Origin of the sequence: Streptomyces europaeiscabiei, assembly GCF_001550375.1 — a bacterium.
Lineage (GTDB): Bacteria > Actinomycetota > Actinomycetes > Streptomycetales > Streptomycetaceae > Streptomyces > Streptomyces europaeiscabiei.
In genome coordinates this window covers 13,412-30,171 of sequence record NZ_LRTR01000084.1, presented here as the reverse complement: position 1 = coordinate 30,171, position 16,760 = coordinate 13,412, and the positions used below count along the sequence as shown (strand labels likewise).

11 protein-coding genes are annotated in these 16,760 nt (G+C 70.2%); 5 read left to right on the top strand and 6 right to left on the bottom strand.

What is annotated here, in order from left to right; genetic code table 11:
- From AWZ10_RS03680 to AWZ10_RS03670, 3 genes are all read left to right on the top strand, one after another.
- Nucleotides 1-1,524, top strand: a 1,524-nt coding sequence (locus tag AWZ10_RS03680; protein WP_060890414.1) for a PHP domain-containing protein, incomplete at its 5' end; no start/stop codon positions are given.
- Entirely contained in the window at nt 1,521-2,033 is a 513-nt protein-coding gene (locus AWZ10_RS03675) for a hypothetical protein (protein WP_046705495.1), read from the top strand. The genes AWZ10_RS03680 and AWZ10_RS03675, both read left to right, overlap by 4 nt.
- Before the next feature lie 328 nt (nt 2,034-2,361).
- Complete coding sequence (locus AWZ10_RS03670) at nt 2,362-4,380, top strand: calcium-binding protein (RefSeq protein WP_244172384.1); 2,019 nt, start codon at nt 2,362-2,364, stop codon at nt 4,378-4,380.
- Nucleotides 4,381-4,475: 95 nt separating this feature from the next.
- Here the strand turns inward: AWZ10_RS03670 and AWZ10_RS03665 are convergent, their stop codons facing one another.
- From AWZ10_RS03665 to AWZ10_RS03640, 6 genes are all read right to left on the bottom strand, one after another.
- Complete coding sequence (locus AWZ10_RS03665) at nt 4,476-7,376, bottom strand: glycoside hydrolase family 2 TIM barrel-domain containing protein (protein WP_060890412.1); 2,901 nt, start codon at nt 7,374-7,376, stop codon at nt 4,476-4,478.
- Between the two features lie 19 nt (nt 7,377-7,395).
- Nucleotides 7,396-8,289 (bottom strand): carbohydrate ABC transporter permease, encoded by an 894-nt coding sequence (locus AWZ10_RS03660; RefSeq protein WP_046705498.1) that lies wholly within the window; start codon nt 8,287-8,289, stop codon nt 7,396-7,398.
- Complete coding sequence (locus tag AWZ10_RS03655; RefSeq protein ID WP_046705499.1) at nt 8,286-9,251, bottom strand: carbohydrate ABC transporter permease; 966 nt, start codon at nt 9,249-9,251, stop codon at nt 8,286-8,288. Before AWZ10_RS03655 ends, AWZ10_RS03660 begins: the two co-directional genes overlap by 4 nt.
- Nucleotides 9,252-9,274: 23 nt before the next feature.
- Nucleotides 9,275-10,540 carry an ABC transporter substrate-binding protein gene (locus tag AWZ10_RS03650; RefSeq protein WP_046705500.1) on the bottom strand — a complete coding sequence of 422 codons (1,266 nt, stop codon included), beginning with the start codon at nt 10,538-10,540 and terminating at the stop codon, nt 9,275-9,277.
- Nucleotides 10,541-10,793: 253 nt separating this feature from the next.
- Nucleotides 10,794-12,089, bottom strand: coding sequence for an ROK family transcriptional regulator (locus AWZ10_RS03645; RefSeq protein WP_046705501.1), 1,296 nt, complete (start codon nt 12,087-12,089; stop codon nt 10,794-10,796).
- A gap of 191 nt (nt 12,090-12,280) precedes the next feature.
- The gene (locus AWZ10_RS03640; protein ID WP_060890411.1) at nt 12,281-13,528 is read right to left on the bottom strand and encodes an FAD-binding protein; all 1,248 of its coding nucleotides are present in this window, start codon (nt 13,526-13,528) and stop codon (nt 12,281-12,283) included.
- Between the two features lie 158 nt (nt 13,529-13,686).
- Here AWZ10_RS03640 and AWZ10_RS03635 point away from each other — a divergent pair, with 158 nt between their 5' ends.
- Nucleotides 13,687-14,694, top strand: a complete 1,008-nt coding sequence (locus tag AWZ10_RS03635) for a hydroxyacid dehydrogenase (protein WP_046705503.1) — start codon at nt 13,687-13,689, stop codon at nt 14,692-14,694.
- A gap of 534 nt (nt 14,695-15,228) precedes the next feature.
- Entirely contained in the window at nt 15,229-16,587 is a 1,359-nt protein-coding gene (locus AWZ10_RS03630; protein WP_046705504.1) for a radical SAM protein, read from the top strand.
- The last annotated feature ends 173 nt before the right edge of the window (nt 16,588-16,760 follow it).

Here is a 16,760-nt window from a genome sequence, read left to right as displayed (position 1 = left end):
GCCGCGAGCGTCCTCGGCCAGGCGGCGGCGACCGCCCCCGCGTACGCCGCCCCGGACAGCCGCAGGCGCAAGGGCTTCCTGTGGCTGGCCGGCGACCACCACATCCACACGCAGTACAGCAACGACGGCAAGTACCGCGTCGTCGACCAGGTCCGCCAGGGCGCCAGACACGGCATGGACTGGATGGTCATCACCGACCACGGCAACGCGACCCACGCCAAGATCGGCGTCGAGAAGGTCAACCCGGACATCAAGGAGGCCCGGACCGCGTACGGGGACACCCTCGTCTTCCAGGGCCTGGAGTGGAACATCCCGGGGGCCGAGCACGGCACGGTCTTCGTGCACCCGGGCAAGCACGAGGTCTCCGTCCTCAAGCAGTTCGAGACCGGCTACGACGGCAGTGTGAAGGGCGCCTCCGACTCGACGCCCGCCAACGAGGCACTCGCCGTCGCCGGCCTCGACTTCCTCGCCCGGCAGGTCCGGAGCCGCAAGGTCAGGGACGCCCTGATGCTCGCCAACCACCCCGCGCGCAAGGGCATCGACTCGCCGCACGAGATCCGTGCCTGGCGCGACGCCACGCCGGGACACCGGATCGCCGTCGGCATGGAGGGCGCCCCCGGCCACCAGGCCGCGGGGATCCGGGCGGACACCGGCATGGGCCGGGCCCGAGGACTGTACGACGGCAGTCCGGGCGTCAACTCCTTCGCCGGCTACCCGCTGGAGAGCTACCGCACGTGGGGTGGCTTCGACTGGATGACCGCAACCGTCGGCGGTCTCTGGGACAGCCTGCTCGCCGAGGGCAAGCCCTGGTGGATCACCGCCAACTCCGACTCGCACAACGTCTACACGGACACCGCCGTCCGCGGCCCGAACAGCGCCTACGAGGCCAACGGCAAGCACAACGACCCGGTCTACGGCGGGAAGATCGACCTCACCGAGGGCGACTACTGGCCCGGCCAGTACAGTCGCACGCACGTCGGCGCCGACGGCTTCTCCTACGCCGCCGTCATGGACGGCATCCGCGCCGGCCGCATCTGGGTCGACCACGGAGGACTCCTCAGCGGCCTCGACGTCCGCGTCCTGGGCGGCGGCCGCTGGGCCACCCTGGGTGGCGCCCTGCACGTCAAGAAGGGCACCAAGGCCACCCTGACGGTCGACGTGGCCCTGGCCGGCGGCGCCAACTGGGCGGGATTCATACCGCAGTTGGCCCGTGTGGATGTCATCCGGGGCGATGTGACGGGCGCGCCCGCCGACAAGGACACGTTCACCGCGCCGACGGCGAAGGTCGTGAAGACGTACGAGGTGAACAAGTCCACCGGCACGGTCCGGCTCACCTACGAACTCGGCCGGGTCGACCGCCCGCTCTACGTGCGGCTGCGCGGCAGCGACGGCAACCGCTCGGCCGTCGGCGCGATGGGCGCGGCGGTCGACCCGGCGGGCCCCGCCCTCGACGTCGTCGGTGACGCCGACCCGTGGCGCGACCTGTGGTTCTACTCCAACCCGGTGTGGGTCCTGCCCTCGTGACGCCGTACACCCTCACCGTGGACGCGGAGGTCGGGGACCTGCGCGCAGCCGATCACCTGCTCCACACGCTGGCAGCCGAACTCGCCCTCCCCGAGGGCACGTTCGGGTGCACACACCTGGTGCGGGGGGACCGGCCACGGGTCGCCCTGTCCCTGGCGGTGCCGTCCGGGCCGCTCCTGAGCACCGTCCAGGAGCGGCTGGCGGCCCGTGACCACGAGGTGGTGCCCGGAACCCCGGACGCCATCGGCCGCGCCGTGATCTATCCCGGCGTCACGGCCCTGACCGGCACGTTGACGATCGCGGACGTCCTCGACCGGTCGGCGATCTCCCGCGTGACCGTCCTGGGCTCACCCGGCCGACCGTCGCCGGACACCAGGCTCATGACACAGGATCACGTGCGACCGCACTGGCGCGCCGGCGAACTGGTCCTCACCGCCATGCCCGCCGTCGGCGGCACCCTCGTCCCCTTCGAGGTACCGGAACCGACACCGTGCTGCGCGGACCACTGAAGCCGTCCCCGCGCCCCGCCAGGGGCGCGGGGAACCGCATAACAAGCCCCCACCGGCCCGCGCCCTCCGTTCCGCACGTCTGCGGAAGGGGCCCGACCGCGAGGACGGGCTCCGGCAGCTCCGCCGGGGCGGATCACGCGTGCCGTCCTCGGCACCTTTCTCTTTCGGGGCGGCGTACGCCCGTGGGCGGCCGGCGCTCGTCGTGCGGGCGTGGCGAGGTCTCGTACCGGCCGGTCGTTCACCCGGCCGGGTGGAAGTCCGTGACCAGTGAGCCGATCCGCTGGCCAGCCGTCCCCTGGTGCCACGGCAACGTCCGGACGCTGACGGCATGTCCATCATTGCTTCCCTACGGGGACCTCTGCGCGCCGTGTCCGTCCTGGCCACGGCGCTGGCGTTCGTCGTCGCCGTGCCCCACGGCGCCTTCGCCGCCCCCGGTGACCTGGACACCACGTTCGGCACCGGCGGAAAGGTCAGCATCACGACCCCCTCCTTCGCCGACGGTCAGGACGTGGCGGTCCAGGCCGACGGCAAGATCGTCTCGGTCGGTTTCGAACAGGACCCGGACAACCTCGACGCCGAGTTCGCCGTGCTGCGGCACAACCCGGACGGCAGCGTCGACACCTCCTTCGGCGGTACGGGCGGCGGTGCCGACGGCGAGGTGCTGACCGACTTCGAGGGCGGCGACGACGTGGCCCAGGGGGTGGCCGTCCAGCCCGACGGGAAGATCGTCGTGGTCGGCCGCCACCAGGAGACCGACGACGAGTTCGCGGGCTGCTGCTGGTTCACGGTGGCCCGCTACAACACCGACGGCAGCGTCGACACCTCCTTCGGGGGCGGTGACGGCTGGGTCAGCCCCGGCCTGGCAGGCGGCGCCGAGGACGCGGCCGGTGTCGCGGTGCGGCCCGACGGGAGGATCGTCGCCGGCGCCAGGGCCGGCGGCCTGTTCGGGCTCGTCCGGTATCTGCCCGACGGGAGCCCGGACCCCGCCTTCGGCGGCGGTGACGGTGTGGTCACCACCTCGCTCTCCGACACGCCCGGCGTCGGCGCGACCGCGCGCGACCTGGCCCTCCAGCCCGACGGCAAGATCGTCATGATCGGTGACGTGGGTCAGACCTCCTTCGACTTCGCCCTGGCCCGCTACAACCCCGACGGAAGCCTCGACACCACCTTCGGCGGCGACGGCAAGGTCACCACGGACCTGGGCGGATACAACTGGGGCGAGGCGGTGGTCGTGCAGTCGAGCGGGAAGATCGTCGCCTCCGGATGGACCGGGGGCCGCTTCACGCTCGTGCGCTACAACCTCGACGGGAGCCTCGACAGCGGCTTCGGTACCGGCGGCGTCGCGACCACCGACTTCGGCACCGGCTCAGCCGTGAACGACCTCGTGGTCCAGCCGGACGACCGGATCGTGGCCGGCGGCACCGCGGGCGGCGACTTCGCGCTGGCCCGCTTCCACGCGAACGGCACCCTCGACACCGGATTCGGCACGAACGGCCGCACCACCACCGACTTCGGCGCCGGCGACAGCGCGTACGGCCTCGCCCTCCAGCCCGACGGCAAGACCGTCGCCTTCGGCAGCAACGGCGACGGCCTGCGCGGTCTGGCCCGCTACCTCGGCGGCGAGGGCGCCCCGCAGCCCACCGGCGTCGACCTCTCGGTCACCAAGTCCGGCACCGCCACGGTCAGCATCGGCGACCGCGCCACCTACACCGTGACGGTCACCAACACCACGGCCACGACCTCGGCCACCGGCGTCAGCCTCACCGACACCGTCACCGGCCCCGCGGCCACCGTCGTCTCGGCCACCCCCGGCCAGGGCACCTGCACCACCTCCGCCACCGGCGCGACCTGTGCCCTCGGCACCCTCGCCGGCGGCGCGAGCACCACGGTGACGGTCGTCGTCGAACCCAGGGCGACGGGGACCCTCACCGACCGGGCCACCGTGAGCGCCACCCAGACCGACCCGGACCCCGCCGACAACACCGCCACGGCCACCACCGCGGTCGCCAACTCCCGAGGCTGCACCCGCATCGGCACCAGCGGCGACGACACCATGACCGGCACCAGCGGAAACGACGTCATCTGCGGCCTCGGCGGCGCCGACACCATCAACGCCGGCCTGGGCACGGACACGGCGTACGGCAACTTCGGCAACGACCGCGTCGACGGTGCCGGAGGCAACGACACCCTCAACGGCGGCCCCGGCAACGACAACCTGATCGGCAACGCGGGCAACGACCGCCTCGACACCGTCGACAACATCCCCGCCAACGACACCGCCAACGGCGGGCTGGGCACCGACACCTGCACGACGGACCCCGGAGACACCCGCATCAGCTGCCCGTAGCCCGGCGGCCCGGCAACCCCCGTCCGTCGTGGTGAACACGGAAGAAAGCGGCCGGTCGGCTCGATAGCCGACCGGCCGCTTTTGCGTCGACCGCCCTACGACTTCGTCGTCGAGAACACGAACGAGAACTCCGTCGGCCCGGCTGTCAGGTGGTACTGCGGCAGCGGGCCCGGTCCGCAGGACTGGGAGCCGATGCCCATCAGGTCGTGGTCGAGGTTCACCCACACCGTGTCACCGGCCTGAAGGTCCGTCAGATGCGCGGCGGTGTCCAGCTGTTCGGTGGTCCAGCGGCGGGCCGTGAACCAGAACTCCGGGTCGCCGTCGATCCGCAGGCCGCCCAGCTCCGCCCAACGCACGTCGGGGCGGGCGCCGTTCTCCTGCGGGCGGACGTACGGGGTCTGCAGCTCGTCCACCGTGGAGTGGTGACGGCTCACCATGGACGCCGACTTGGTGTCCGGGTAGCCCTCGCCGGGACCGCCGCCGTACCACTTCACATGGTTGGCGGACGACAGCCCGAAGCAGATGCCGAGCCTCGGCAGCGGCACGGTCCAGTCGCCCTCCGGCTCCACCGACACGGTCAGCTTCAGCCGGGTGTCGTCGGCTGTCCACCGGTAGGTCGTGCGCAGACCGACCTCCCGGGCGGCCGGCGCCACCCGCGTCCGTACGGTCAGCGTGTCGGCGCCCAACTCAACCCCGTCCAGGCGGTGTTGCATGCGGTGCAGGCCGAGTTCCCGCCACAGCTTGCTGTAGCAGGTGCCGCCGTTCCACTCGCCCTCGTCGTTGTCGGTGGTCGCCCGCCACACGTCCAGGCGCAGCCCGGTCACATCGACGCCGCCGATGGTCTTCAGCGCGCCCGTGCGGACGTCGAAGGAGGCCGGGCCGAGATAGATCAGCTTCTCGCTCGCCGCGGGACCGTCGCCCGGCGCCACGGCAGGCAAGGGCCGTTCCACGAGCGGGAGTTGAGCCCACGCGACCTGGTGGTCCTTCTTGCCCCAGGCCGTGTCCTCGGCCAGCAGGGCCCGTACGGTCCACAGCGCCTCGCCGGCCGGTCCGCCGGTCGGCGGCTGCGGCAGCTTCACCTCGGCCGACTCGCCGGGCTTCAGTGACGGCACCGACAGGGTGCCCGCCTCCACCGTCTTCCCGTCGATCTCGTACGCCCACTCGAAGGCCAGCGAGGACAGGTCGGCGAAGTCGAACGCGTTGCGCACCCGGACCGTGCCGGCCGGGCCGTCGCCCTCGATGCGGACCGGCTCGATGACCTTCTTGAACTCGATCAGGCCGGGGGACGGCGTCCGGTCCGGGAAGACCAGGCCGTCGCAGACGAAGTTGCCGTCGTGCAGCTCCTCGCCGAAGTCGCCGCCGTAGGCGTAGCCCAGCTCGGGGTGGGTGACGCCGTGGTCGATCCACTCCCAGACGAAGCCGCCCTGGATGCGGTCGTGGGCCTCGAAGATGCGCTGGTAGTCGGCGATGCCGCCGGGGCCGTTGCCCATGGCGTGGCCGTACTCGCACTGGATGAAGGGGAGCCCGCGGCGTTTGTGGGTGCCGCCGTCCAGGCCCTGGCCGATGCGCTCGGTCTCGGCGTGGTCGGCGTACATCCGGGAGTAGATGTCGGTGTCGCGGCAGTCCCAGTCACCCTCGTAGTGCACCAGGCGTGAGCCGTCACGGCCGTGGATCCACTCGGCCATGGCGGTGAGGCCGCGGCCCGTGCCGGCCTCGTTGCCGAGGGACCAGATGACCACCGAGGGGTGGTTCTTGTCGCGCTCGACCATACGGGCCGCACGGTCCAGGAGGGCCGGGGTCCAGCGGTCGTCGTCGACGGGATTGTCCCGCCAGTTCTGCTCGGTGAAGCCGTGGGTCTCCAGGTCGCACTCGTCGATCACCCAGAGGCCGTACTCGTCGCACAGGTCGAGGAAGGCCGGGTGCGGCGGGTAGTGCGAGGTGCGGACCGCGTTGAGGTTGTGCCGCTTCATCAGCAGCACGTCCTCGCGCATGGTCTCCAGGTCGAGGGCGCGGCCCTTGCGCGGGTGCCACTCGTGGCGGTTGACGCCCTTGAACAGGATCGCCCTCCCGTTGACCAAGAGCCGGCCGTCTTCGAGGACGACCGTGCGGAAGCCGATGCGCAGCGGGACCCGCTCGCCCTCGGTCACCAGCTCACCGTCGTACAGCCTGGGCGTCTCGGCGGTCCACGGTTCGACCGGGACCGTCACCGGCTCGCCGGTCGCGACATCGATGTCGAGGGCGGGCACGAGGACCCGGCCGTCGACGTCGGAGTCGACACACAGGGTCCCGATGCCGCCGACGTGGTCGTAGGAGGCGTGCACGAAGAAGTCGAGGGCGCTGCCCGCCGGGCGGTGCAGCAGGGTGACGTCCCGGAAGATGCCGGGCAGCCACCACTGGTCCTGGTCCTCCAGATAGGAACCCGCAGACCACTGGTGGACCCGGACGGCGAGGACGTTCCCCGCCGGCTTCAGCAGGTGCCCGACCGCGAAGTCGTGCGGCAGCCGGGAACCCTTGAACTCACCGATGTCCGTGCCGTTCAGCCACACCCTGGCGCAGGACTCCACACCGTCGAAGCGCAGCACCGCCCCGCCCTCCGAGAGCGCGGGCCACCCCTCCGGCAGGTCGAAGGACCGCAGGTGGTCACCGGTCGGGTTCTCCGACGGCACCCTCGGCGGGTCCACCGGGAACGGGTACAGGTGGTTGGTGTAGATCGGCGCGCCGAAGGCCCCGTCGCCCTGCAGCACCCAGTGGCCCGGCACGGTCACCTCGGCCCAGCCCCCGGCGTCGTACCCCTCGGCCGCGAACGAGTCGTCCTCGGCGTCGGCGGTGGGGGAGAGCCGGAAGCGCCAGCTCCCGTTCAGCGAGAGGGACTCGGCGTCCGAGGACGCGTACCAGGCGCGGGGCGGCAGGGCCCCGCGGCCCGGCGAGACGTCCTCGACGTAGTCGACGGCTGTGCCGGTGCTGCTGGTGGTGGTGCCGGTGGTGCGGAAAGACATCGGTCTCCTTGCTGGTTTCCTAACCCTTGATGCCAGTCTGCGCGATGCCTTGCACCAGCCAGCGCTGGAGGAAGAGGAAGACGAACACCAGGGGCAGGATCGATATGGCCGTGGCCATGAAGATCAGGTGGAAGTTCACGGTCTGACCGGTCATGTAGTTAGAGAGCGCGACCTGGACGGTCCACGCGCTCGGGTCCTGGCCGATGACCAGGGGCCACAGGAAGGAGTTCCACCCGCTGATGAACGTGATCGTCGCCATCGCGGCGAAGAAGTTCAGCGAGTTGGGTACGACGACCCGCCAGTACGCGCCCATGTAACCGAGCCCGTCCACACGCGCCGCCTCCTCCAGCTCCTTGGGGAACCCCAGGAAGTACTGCCGGAACAGGAAGCAGGTGAAACCACTGAAGAGGCCCGGAATGATGAGACCCCGGTAGGTGTCGATCCAGCCGAGGGACGACACCAGCACGAAGCTGGGAACGAAGGTCACGGCGGTCGGGACCATCAGGGTGCCGAGGACGGCGTAGAAGACCTTGTTGGCGTGCTTGAACGGGATTCGGGCCAGGCCGTAGCCGGCCAGCGAGCAGACGAGCAGCGTGCCCACGGTGTGCAGGACGCCGACGACCGCGGAGTTCCACAGCGAGCGCGCGAAGTCGACCGACGGGTCGTCGAACGGTTCGCTGATGTTTCCCCACTGGATGTCGGTGGGGAACCACTTCCATTCCTCGCCCGTGATCTCCGGGTCCGTCATCAGCGCGTTGCGGACGATCAGATAGAACGGGATGAGGAAGAGAAGCGCGGCGAAGCCGGTGGCGATGTAGAGACCGGTCGAGCCGATCACACTTCCCGTCCGGACGCGACGCGTCTTGGCCGACGTGTCCACCCGGTCCGCCGGAGGTGTCGTGGTGGTGGTCACTTGGACTCCTCACCCCTTCCGAATCCCAGGAACTTGCCCTGAAGCAGGGTCACGAGGCAGATCAGTACGGTGAGGATCAGCGCACCCGCGCTGCCCGCGCCGTAGTCCTGGCTGTCACCGAGCGCCTTGTAGTACAGCTCGACCAGGGGCGGCCTGCCCCAGGTGGTCTTCGACAACAGGTTGAAGAACTCGTCGAAGGCCTGGTACGCCGCCACGAGCAGCAGCAGGATCACGGCGGTGGAGGTCGCCCGCAGCTGCGGCAGGGTGATGTGCCAGAAGGTCTGCCAGCCGGGCTTCGCGCCGTCGATCGAGGCGGCCTCGTACAGTTCCTGCGGGATGTTCTGCAGGGCCGCGATGAAGAGGATCATGTAGAAGCCGGCCTGGAGCCACAGACGCACGCTCAGGATGACCAGCCAGTACCACGGCGGGTCGGGGCTGGCCAGCCATGCGGTGTTGTCGATGTCGAACAGGCCCAGGAAGGTGTTGGCGAGGCCGAAGCGGACACCGTTGAAGATCGACATCTTCCAGACCAGGGAGGCGGCGACATAGCTGACCGCCGTCGGCAGGAAGAACACCGAGCGGAAGAACGCCCGCATGAACCGCAGCCGGTTCACCATGAGCGCCAGCCCCAGCGATGCCGCCCAGGTGGTCGGCACGATGAAGACGGCGAAGACCGTGAAGGTGACGAGGGAGCCCATGAAGTCCTCGTCGGTCAGCATCGTCACATAGTTGTCGACGCCGACGAACGTGCTCGGGGTGACCGTGAAACGGGCCTCGAAGAACGACAGATACAGGCTCCACAGGATCGGCAGATAGACGAAGACCGCCAGGCCGATCAGGAACGGCCCGGTGAAGAGCCAGAAGTTGAAGGTGGGGGAGCCCCGCAGCCCCCGCCGCGGCTTGACCGGGGAGGCCTTCGCCGGGGCGGGGCTGGAGACGCCGTCCTTGGTGATGGTCGACATGTCGTGAGTACCTGTCCGCCGGCCTATCCGAAGAGCTTCTTCAGTTCCTTGTTGACCTTCGCGTCGGCCTTCGTGAGTTCCTTGTCCGGGTCGCTGCCCTTGCGCACCGAGTTGGCGAGGACGTCCTCCAGGGCGGTGATGCTCGCCTGGGTCCAGCCGATGTTGTCGAAGTTGCCGTACTCGTTGAAGAGCTTGACGCCCTCAGCGGGCAGACCCGACTTCAGTTTGTCGGCCGACGCCGCGATCGAGGTGCGCGGCGGGATGTGGAAGCCGTAGGAGAGCGCCCAGTCCTCCTGGTACTCCTTCTGGTCGATCCACAGCCACTTCACGTACTCCTTGGTGGCTTCGAGGTTCTTGCCCTTGGCGTTGACGAACATCGACCAGCCGCCGTTGTAGACGGACTGCTTGCCCGCGTCGCCGACCTTCGGGAACGGGAAGATGCCGAGGTCGTCGCCGAGCGCCTCCTGCATCTGCGGCATCGCCCACATACCGCACCACTGCATCGCGGTCAGGCCCTGGTTGAGCGCGGACGGGTCCCAGAAGTCGGTCGGCGCGTCGAGCAGCAGGTCACCGCTGGTGAACAGCTTGCGCAGCTGCTTGAAGCCGTCGACGACCGCGTCCGTGTGGTAGGCGATCTGGTTCTTGTCGTCGAGGTGCTGCGCGCCGGCCGACCAGATCAGCGGGTTGATCATCGAGTGCAGGGTGTTGCCGAGGTAGGCGCCCTTGACCTTGTCCGTGGTCAGCTTGGCGGCGGCCTCGATCAGCTCCTCCAGCGTCTGCGGGACCTCGACACCGGCCTTCTCGAACAGCGACGGCCGGTAGAAGAAGAACTGGGGGTCGTCGATCATCCGGATGCCGTATATCTTCCCGTCGACCGTGTGGGAAGCGATGTCGGCCGGGTTGAAGTCGTCCTTGACCGGGTTGATCAGGTCGCTCAGGTCGGCGACCTGGCCGCTCTCGATCATCTGCAGCTGCGGGTGGAACTCGAAGCAGTCGGGGGCCTTGTCCGTGAGCAGCGAGGCGAAGAGCTTGCTCTCGAAGTTGGAGCCGGTGATCCACTGAGTGGTCACGTTGGCGCCCTTGTAGGCCTTCGCGTACTTCTTGATGGCCTGCTCGGTGCCCGCCTCGCCGTACGCGTGGAAGTACTGCGTGAGACCGGCGCCCGACCCCCCGCCGTTGCTGCGCCCGGTGTTGCCGCCGCATGCGGCCAGACCGCCGGCGGCGGCCAGACCCATGGCGGCCCGCAGTACGGAGCGGCGGTCGAAGTTGCTGTTGCTCATTGCCGACATGCTGACGTCCTTGTCTCGAGTACGGCTGCGGCTCTGTGCCTGAAGTGGCTCTGCGGCTCAGCGCCAGTTGACTCAGTGGCTCAAAGAGGCTTGCGGTGCGGGACGTTAACCTTCGGCTAAGGCTTCGGCAAGGGGTTGGACGAAGTCTGTTCGAAGCGTTGTATTCGGTTCGGTGTTCCGAACGTCCGTGCGGTGCAAAGGGCTTGACGAGGGAGGTGAGGGCCGCCGGGGTCAGGGTCCGGCGGCCCTCGGCTCAGGGGTGCTGGTGTAGCCGTGCGCGCTCTTCGGGTCGCCCTCGGTGTCGGACGACGGGCTTGTCCCTTGTGGGGGCGGTGCGTTTGCCCGGCTTCTGCCCGACCGACTGGAGCGCGCCTTCGAGCGCGAACGTCGCCGCGCCCAGGCACGCCGGGTCCGTGGGGATCAGGGAGAGCACGATCTCGGTGGCGGCCATCGGACGCGGCAGCGCGTGCCGGGCGACGGCCTCGCGCACCTCCGCGACCAGGGGCTCGCCGAGGGCGGCCGCGACCCAGCTGCTGAGCACGACCACCTCGGGATTGAACAGATTGACCAGGTCGGCGATCCCCGCGCCCAGGTAGCGGGCGGTGTCACGTACCACCTTGACCGCCACCGGGTCCTGCCGGGCCACCCCCTGCGCGAGCGCCGCGATGGTGGCCGTCTGGTCCTCGGGACGGAGCAGCGTGCTGCGTGGGCTCAGCTCCCGGAGGTTCAGCATGATCCCGGGAGCGCCGACATACGTCTCCACGCATCCGTGGTTGCCGCAGTGGCACAGTCGGCCGTCCAGCACGATCGTGGTGTGGCCCCACTCCCCGGCGCTGTTGCTCACCCCCCGGTGCAGCCCGCCGCCCAGGACGAGCCCGGCGCCCACACCGGTCCCGAGGTTGACGATCACGGCGTCCCCGCGCCCCCGCGCGGCCCCGAACCACAGCTCGGCCACCGCGACAGCGCGCAGCGGGTTGTCCAGGTACAGGGGATAGGCGATGTGCTCGGTCAGCAGGTCGAGCAGCGGCACGTCGTGCCAGTCCCAGTTGGGCGCGTACTCCGAGATGCCGGTGGCGCGGTCCACCTGCCCCGGCACGCTCACCCCGACGCCCAGCACCCGGGCGCCCTCGATACCGGCCTGCGCGACCACCGAGCCGACGGCGGCGGCGACATGGCCCACCATCTGCTCGGGCAGACTCTCGCCGGCGCGGACGTCCTCCTCGGCACGGGCCAGGACGTTCAGCGCCAGGTCGAACAGCTCGACATGGACGTACGTCTCCGCGATGTCGACGCCGATCAACGCGCCCCCCGACGCGTTGACGGCGACCAGTCCGCGGGGGCGGCCCCCGGCCGAGTCCTCGAACCCGACCTCGGTGATCATGCGGAGGTCGAGCAGCTCTCCGACGAGCGTGGCGACCGTGGCCAGGCTCAGCCCGGTGGCCGCCGCCAGCTCCTGCCGGGAGGTGGGAGACTTGGCGATGATCTGCCGCAGCACCTCATAGCGGTTCGCGGTGCGGATGTCGCGTGAGGTGCGCTTCACCGACGACATGATCCCCTCGATCCCTCCAGGCCATGACGAGGCCTGTTGCCCCGGCGCCGCGCCAGGCTATGGCGCGGAGAGACTTTCGACAAGGGGTTAGGAAAGGGGGTTTACGAAGTCCCCCGGCGACCCCGCGCCCCGTGGCCGGAGACCGACCGTGGGGCGAGTCGACAGGTGAGGGCCGTGCGGGCCGACCGGCCTCATGCGCCGAGCACGTCCCGTACGAAGGTGTTGCGGAACTTGCCCGCCGGGTCCAGCCCGTCGGCGACCCTGCGGAAATCACCCAGCCGGGGGTACAGCCGCCCCGGTTCGGCCGCCGGCGCGGTGAACACCTTGCCCCAGTGCGGCCGTGCCTCGAACGGTGCGAGCACCTCCTCCACCCGCCGCACCACCGGCAGTACGGGCGCCGCGTCCGCGATCCACGTGAAGTGCAGCGCGACCGTGTCCCGGCCGTGGGCGGGACCGATCCACTGCTCGTCGGCGGCCATCGTCCGGACCTCGCAGACCTGCAGCACCGGCGCCACGGTGTGCCGGATGCCGTCGAGCGCGTTCAGGGCGTCCACCGCGAACGAGCGCGGCAGCAGATACTCCGACTGCAGCTCGTCCCCGCTGCTCGGTGTGAACTCGGCCCGGAAGTGCGGCAGCCGCTCGTGCCACGGGCCGGGCACCCCGAACTGCTCGGTGCAGTTCACCGCCGGCATCCCCGGCACCGGGTGCATCGCCTCGGTCGCGGGCGCGGCCCACGGAAAATCCGTGTGGGACCGGTCCGAGCGCCGCTTGACCCACACCTGGTCGAAACCGGAGCGCTGCCAGCGGGTGAAGAGACTCACGCTGTACGCCGACGCCGACACGGCCGCGAAGTCCAGCCCGGCCAGGGGCAGTTCACCGAAGACGTGCTGGCTCACCTCGAAGGCCGGTTCCAGGTCGAGGGTGAGCGCGGTGACCACACCGAGGGCGCCCAGCGAGGTGACCGCCGCGCCGAAGCGGTCGTCGCCGCGCGTGAGCGTCAGCGTCGTACCGTCCGCCGTGACCAGCTCGACCTCGCGGACGGCCGCCGCGAGTGGACCGTTCCCGTCGCCGGAACCATGGGTGCCGGTGGCCACCGAGCCCGCCACGGAGATGTGCGGGAGGGAGGCCATGTTGTGCAGGGCGAGACCGTGGGCGTGCACCCCGCGGGCCAGCTCCGCGTACCGGACACCGCCCCCGACCCGTACCGTACGGGCCGCCGTGTCCACCTCGATCGCCGGCGGCAGCCCGGTCAGGGAGAGCAGGACACCCTCGGGGCCGGGCTCCGCGATCTCGTTGAACGAGTGCCCGCTGCCCAGCACCCGCACTCTCTCGCTGCCCGCGACCAGGGTGCGCAGCGCGTCCACGGAGCGTGGCCGGTGCAGCTCCTTCGCGGTGTACGTGATGTTCCCGGCCCAGTTGGTCAGGGTCTCCGTCGTCATGCTCGGTGTCCTCCGCGATCCGCGAGCCGTAGCTGTCGGGGCCATCCTCGCCGCTTCGTCCCGGTTCCCGTTCATTGACCCTGTCGCGAGCGCCTGCCTACCGTAGAGAGCGGTTGCTGTCGCCTGACCTCGCCCTCTCCCAGCCGGAAGGTCCTTCCTTGCCCGCGCGTCCGCTCGCTCTGTTCGCCATGACGGCCGAGAACGTTCCGCAGGTCTTCCCGCCGGAGGTGCTGTCCCGGCTGCGCGAGAGCGTGGACATCGATCCCGCCCTGGTCGCCGAGGACTTCACCGATCCCCAGGTCCGGGAGGTACTGGCCGAGGCCGAGGTGCTGGTCACCGGCTGGGGCTGCCCCCGCATCGACGAGGCGGTCCTGGACGCGGCGCCCAAACTGCGGGCGGTGCTGCACTCGGCGGGCTCGGTGAAGGGGTTCGTCGCCCCCGCCGTCTGGGAGCGCGGGATCGCCGTCTCCACGGCGGCCACCGCCAACGCCCTGCCCGTCGCCGAGTACACGCTCGCCATGGTCCTGCTCGCCGGCAAGGACATCCTCGGCCGCCGCGAACGCCTGCGGACCGAGCGGGTCTCGCCGGGCTGGGGGTTCGTCCCCGGCATCGGCAACCACGGCCGCCGCGTCGGCGTCATCGGCGCCTCCCGCATCGGCCGGCGGGTCATCGAACTGCTGCGCCCCTTCGACCTGCGGGTGAGCCTCACCGACCCCTACGTCGACGAGGCCGGGGCCGCCGCCCTCGGCGTAACCCTGCTGCCGCTCGACGACCTGCTGCGCACCTGCGACATCGTCACGGTGCACGCCCCGGACACCCCCGAGACCCACCGGCTCATCGACCGCCGCGCACTCGCCCTGATGTCCGACGGGGCGGTCCTCGTGAACACCGCGCGCGGCGCTCTCGTCGACCACGACGCGCTCATCGACGAGCTGCGTGCCGGGCGGCTCTCCGCGATCCTCGACGTCACCGACCCCGAGCCGCTGCCCGCCGACTCCCCGCTCCTCGACCTGCCGAACGCCTTCGTCACCCCCCACCTCGCCGGCTCCCAGGGCAACGAGGTCGCCCGCCTCGGCCTCGCGGTCACCCAGGAGGCCGAACGGCTCGCCGCCGGACGCGAGCTGGCGCACGCGCTCGACCGGGCGGCGCTGGAACGCATGGCGTGACCGCCGCGCCGACGGCGGGCGCGTACGACCCGGGTACGCCTCGGCCCCGCGTACATGCTGGGACGGGTGCCGTTGCGGAGCGGCGGACACCGCCGCGCCTGTCTGCCGCCCAGCGGGGTGAGGTGGAGGCGGGGCATGCCCACATCCGGCCGCGTCACACGGCCGCGTCGACGAAGCGGTGCCACGAGGCCGCGTCGGCGAAGAACCGTCACGCGGCCTTCGTCGCCGAGCCGAGCCGAGCCGAGCCGAGTCGGGCCGGGCCGAGTCGGGCCCTTGACGCCCGGTGGGCCCTCGGCGGCGGCACCGCGACTTAGACGGACAACCTTCTCTCCTCCATACCTGGCCCGCCCGCTCCTCCACACCGTGGCCTGCCCGCCGCTCCGTCCCCACGACCCGCTCGACGGGCGGTGAGGGCCGCCGCGCGCCCCGCCGAGGGCCCCGCTCCCACCTCCGCACGGGCGGAGGCATACCGTGAGGAGGCGAACAACGACGACGGACGACCTCTTGCGTGACGTCGGGAGCGAGGAGAACGGGATGGGCAGCCGCACCGCACTGGTGGAGGACCTGATGGAGAGGTTCCCGCATGTGCCACGGGAAGCCGTCTTCAAGGAGGACCTGCTCAGGGGTGGTGTGGCCTTCGACGCCTCCGCGCTGAGCGACAACGAGAAGGGCGACGTCAAGCCGAAGTCGTACTTCATCTTCTCCTTCGACCACGGCACCCTCCCCGAGCTGGGCGAGGCCGCCCTGCGCCGCCCGCCGGAGGAGATCATCCTCACCGGCGGCCCGTACGACCTGCGGCGCACGGTCGTCTCCGTACGGGTCAACCCGTCCTCGCCCTACCGGGTGGCGTCCGACGAGGACGGCCTCCTCGGTCTCTACCTCGACGGCAAGCGCATCGCGGACGTCGGCGTCCCGCCCATGCCCGAGTACTACCGGCACAAGCTCTCCAACGGGAAATCCGTGATGGAGGTGGCCCCGACCATCCAGTGGGGCTACCTGATCTACCTCACCGTCTTCCGCGTCTGCCAGTACTTCGGCGCGAAGGAGGAGTGCCAGTACTGCGACATCAACCACAACTGGCGCCAGCACAAGGCGGCGGGCCGGCCGTACACGGGTGTCAAGGACGTCGACGAGGTCCTCGAAGCGCTGGAGATCATCGACCGGTACGACACGGCGAAGACGTCCACCGCGTACACCCTCACCGGCGGCGCCATCACCAAGACGGTCTCGGGCCGTGACGAGGCCGACTTCTACGGCCACTACGCCAAGGCCATCGAGGAGCGCTTCCCGGACCGCTGGATCGGCAAGGTCGTCGCCCAGGCGCTGCCCCTTGACGACGTCAAGCGCTTCCACGACTACGGCGTGAAGATCTACCACCCCAACTACGAGGTGTGGGACGAGTACCTGTTCAAGATGTACTGCCCCGGCAAGGAGCGCTACGTCGGCCGCGACGAGTGGCACAAGCGCATCCTGGACTCGGCGGGTGTCTTCGGCGCGCGCAACGTGATCCCCAACTTCGTGGCGGGTGTGGAGATGGCCGAGCCGTTCGGGTTCACCACGGTCGACGAGGCCATCGCGTCGACCACCGAGGGCCTGCGTTTCTTCATGTCGCACGGCATCACGCCCCGCTTCACGACCTGGTGCCCGGAGCCCACGACCCCGCTCGGCAAGGCCAACCCGCAGGGCGCGCCGCTGGAGTACCACATCCGGCTGCTGCAGGCCTACCGCGCCACGATGGACGAGTTCGGGCTGTCGTCGCCGCCCGGGTACGGCCCGCCCGGACCCGGCAACGCCGTCTTCTCCGTCAGCTCCTTCATGGACAGCCTCCCGGCCGTCGAGGAGACCGGCGTGGAGACCGCCGCGGAGACCGGCGAGGAGATTTCCGTTCAGTAACTCCTGTGGCGGTTGAGTCGATCGGGGTCGGCGTACGTACAACTCAACAAGTGTGACCACTGGTAACCGCTTTTGAGGGTGCGGCTTGTCAGTTGTGCGGGAACCGTGAAAAGCTCTGGGGCGTTCGCGAGGTGGTCCCCCCAACTCCCTTGAGAAAAAGGGTAGTTGACCAC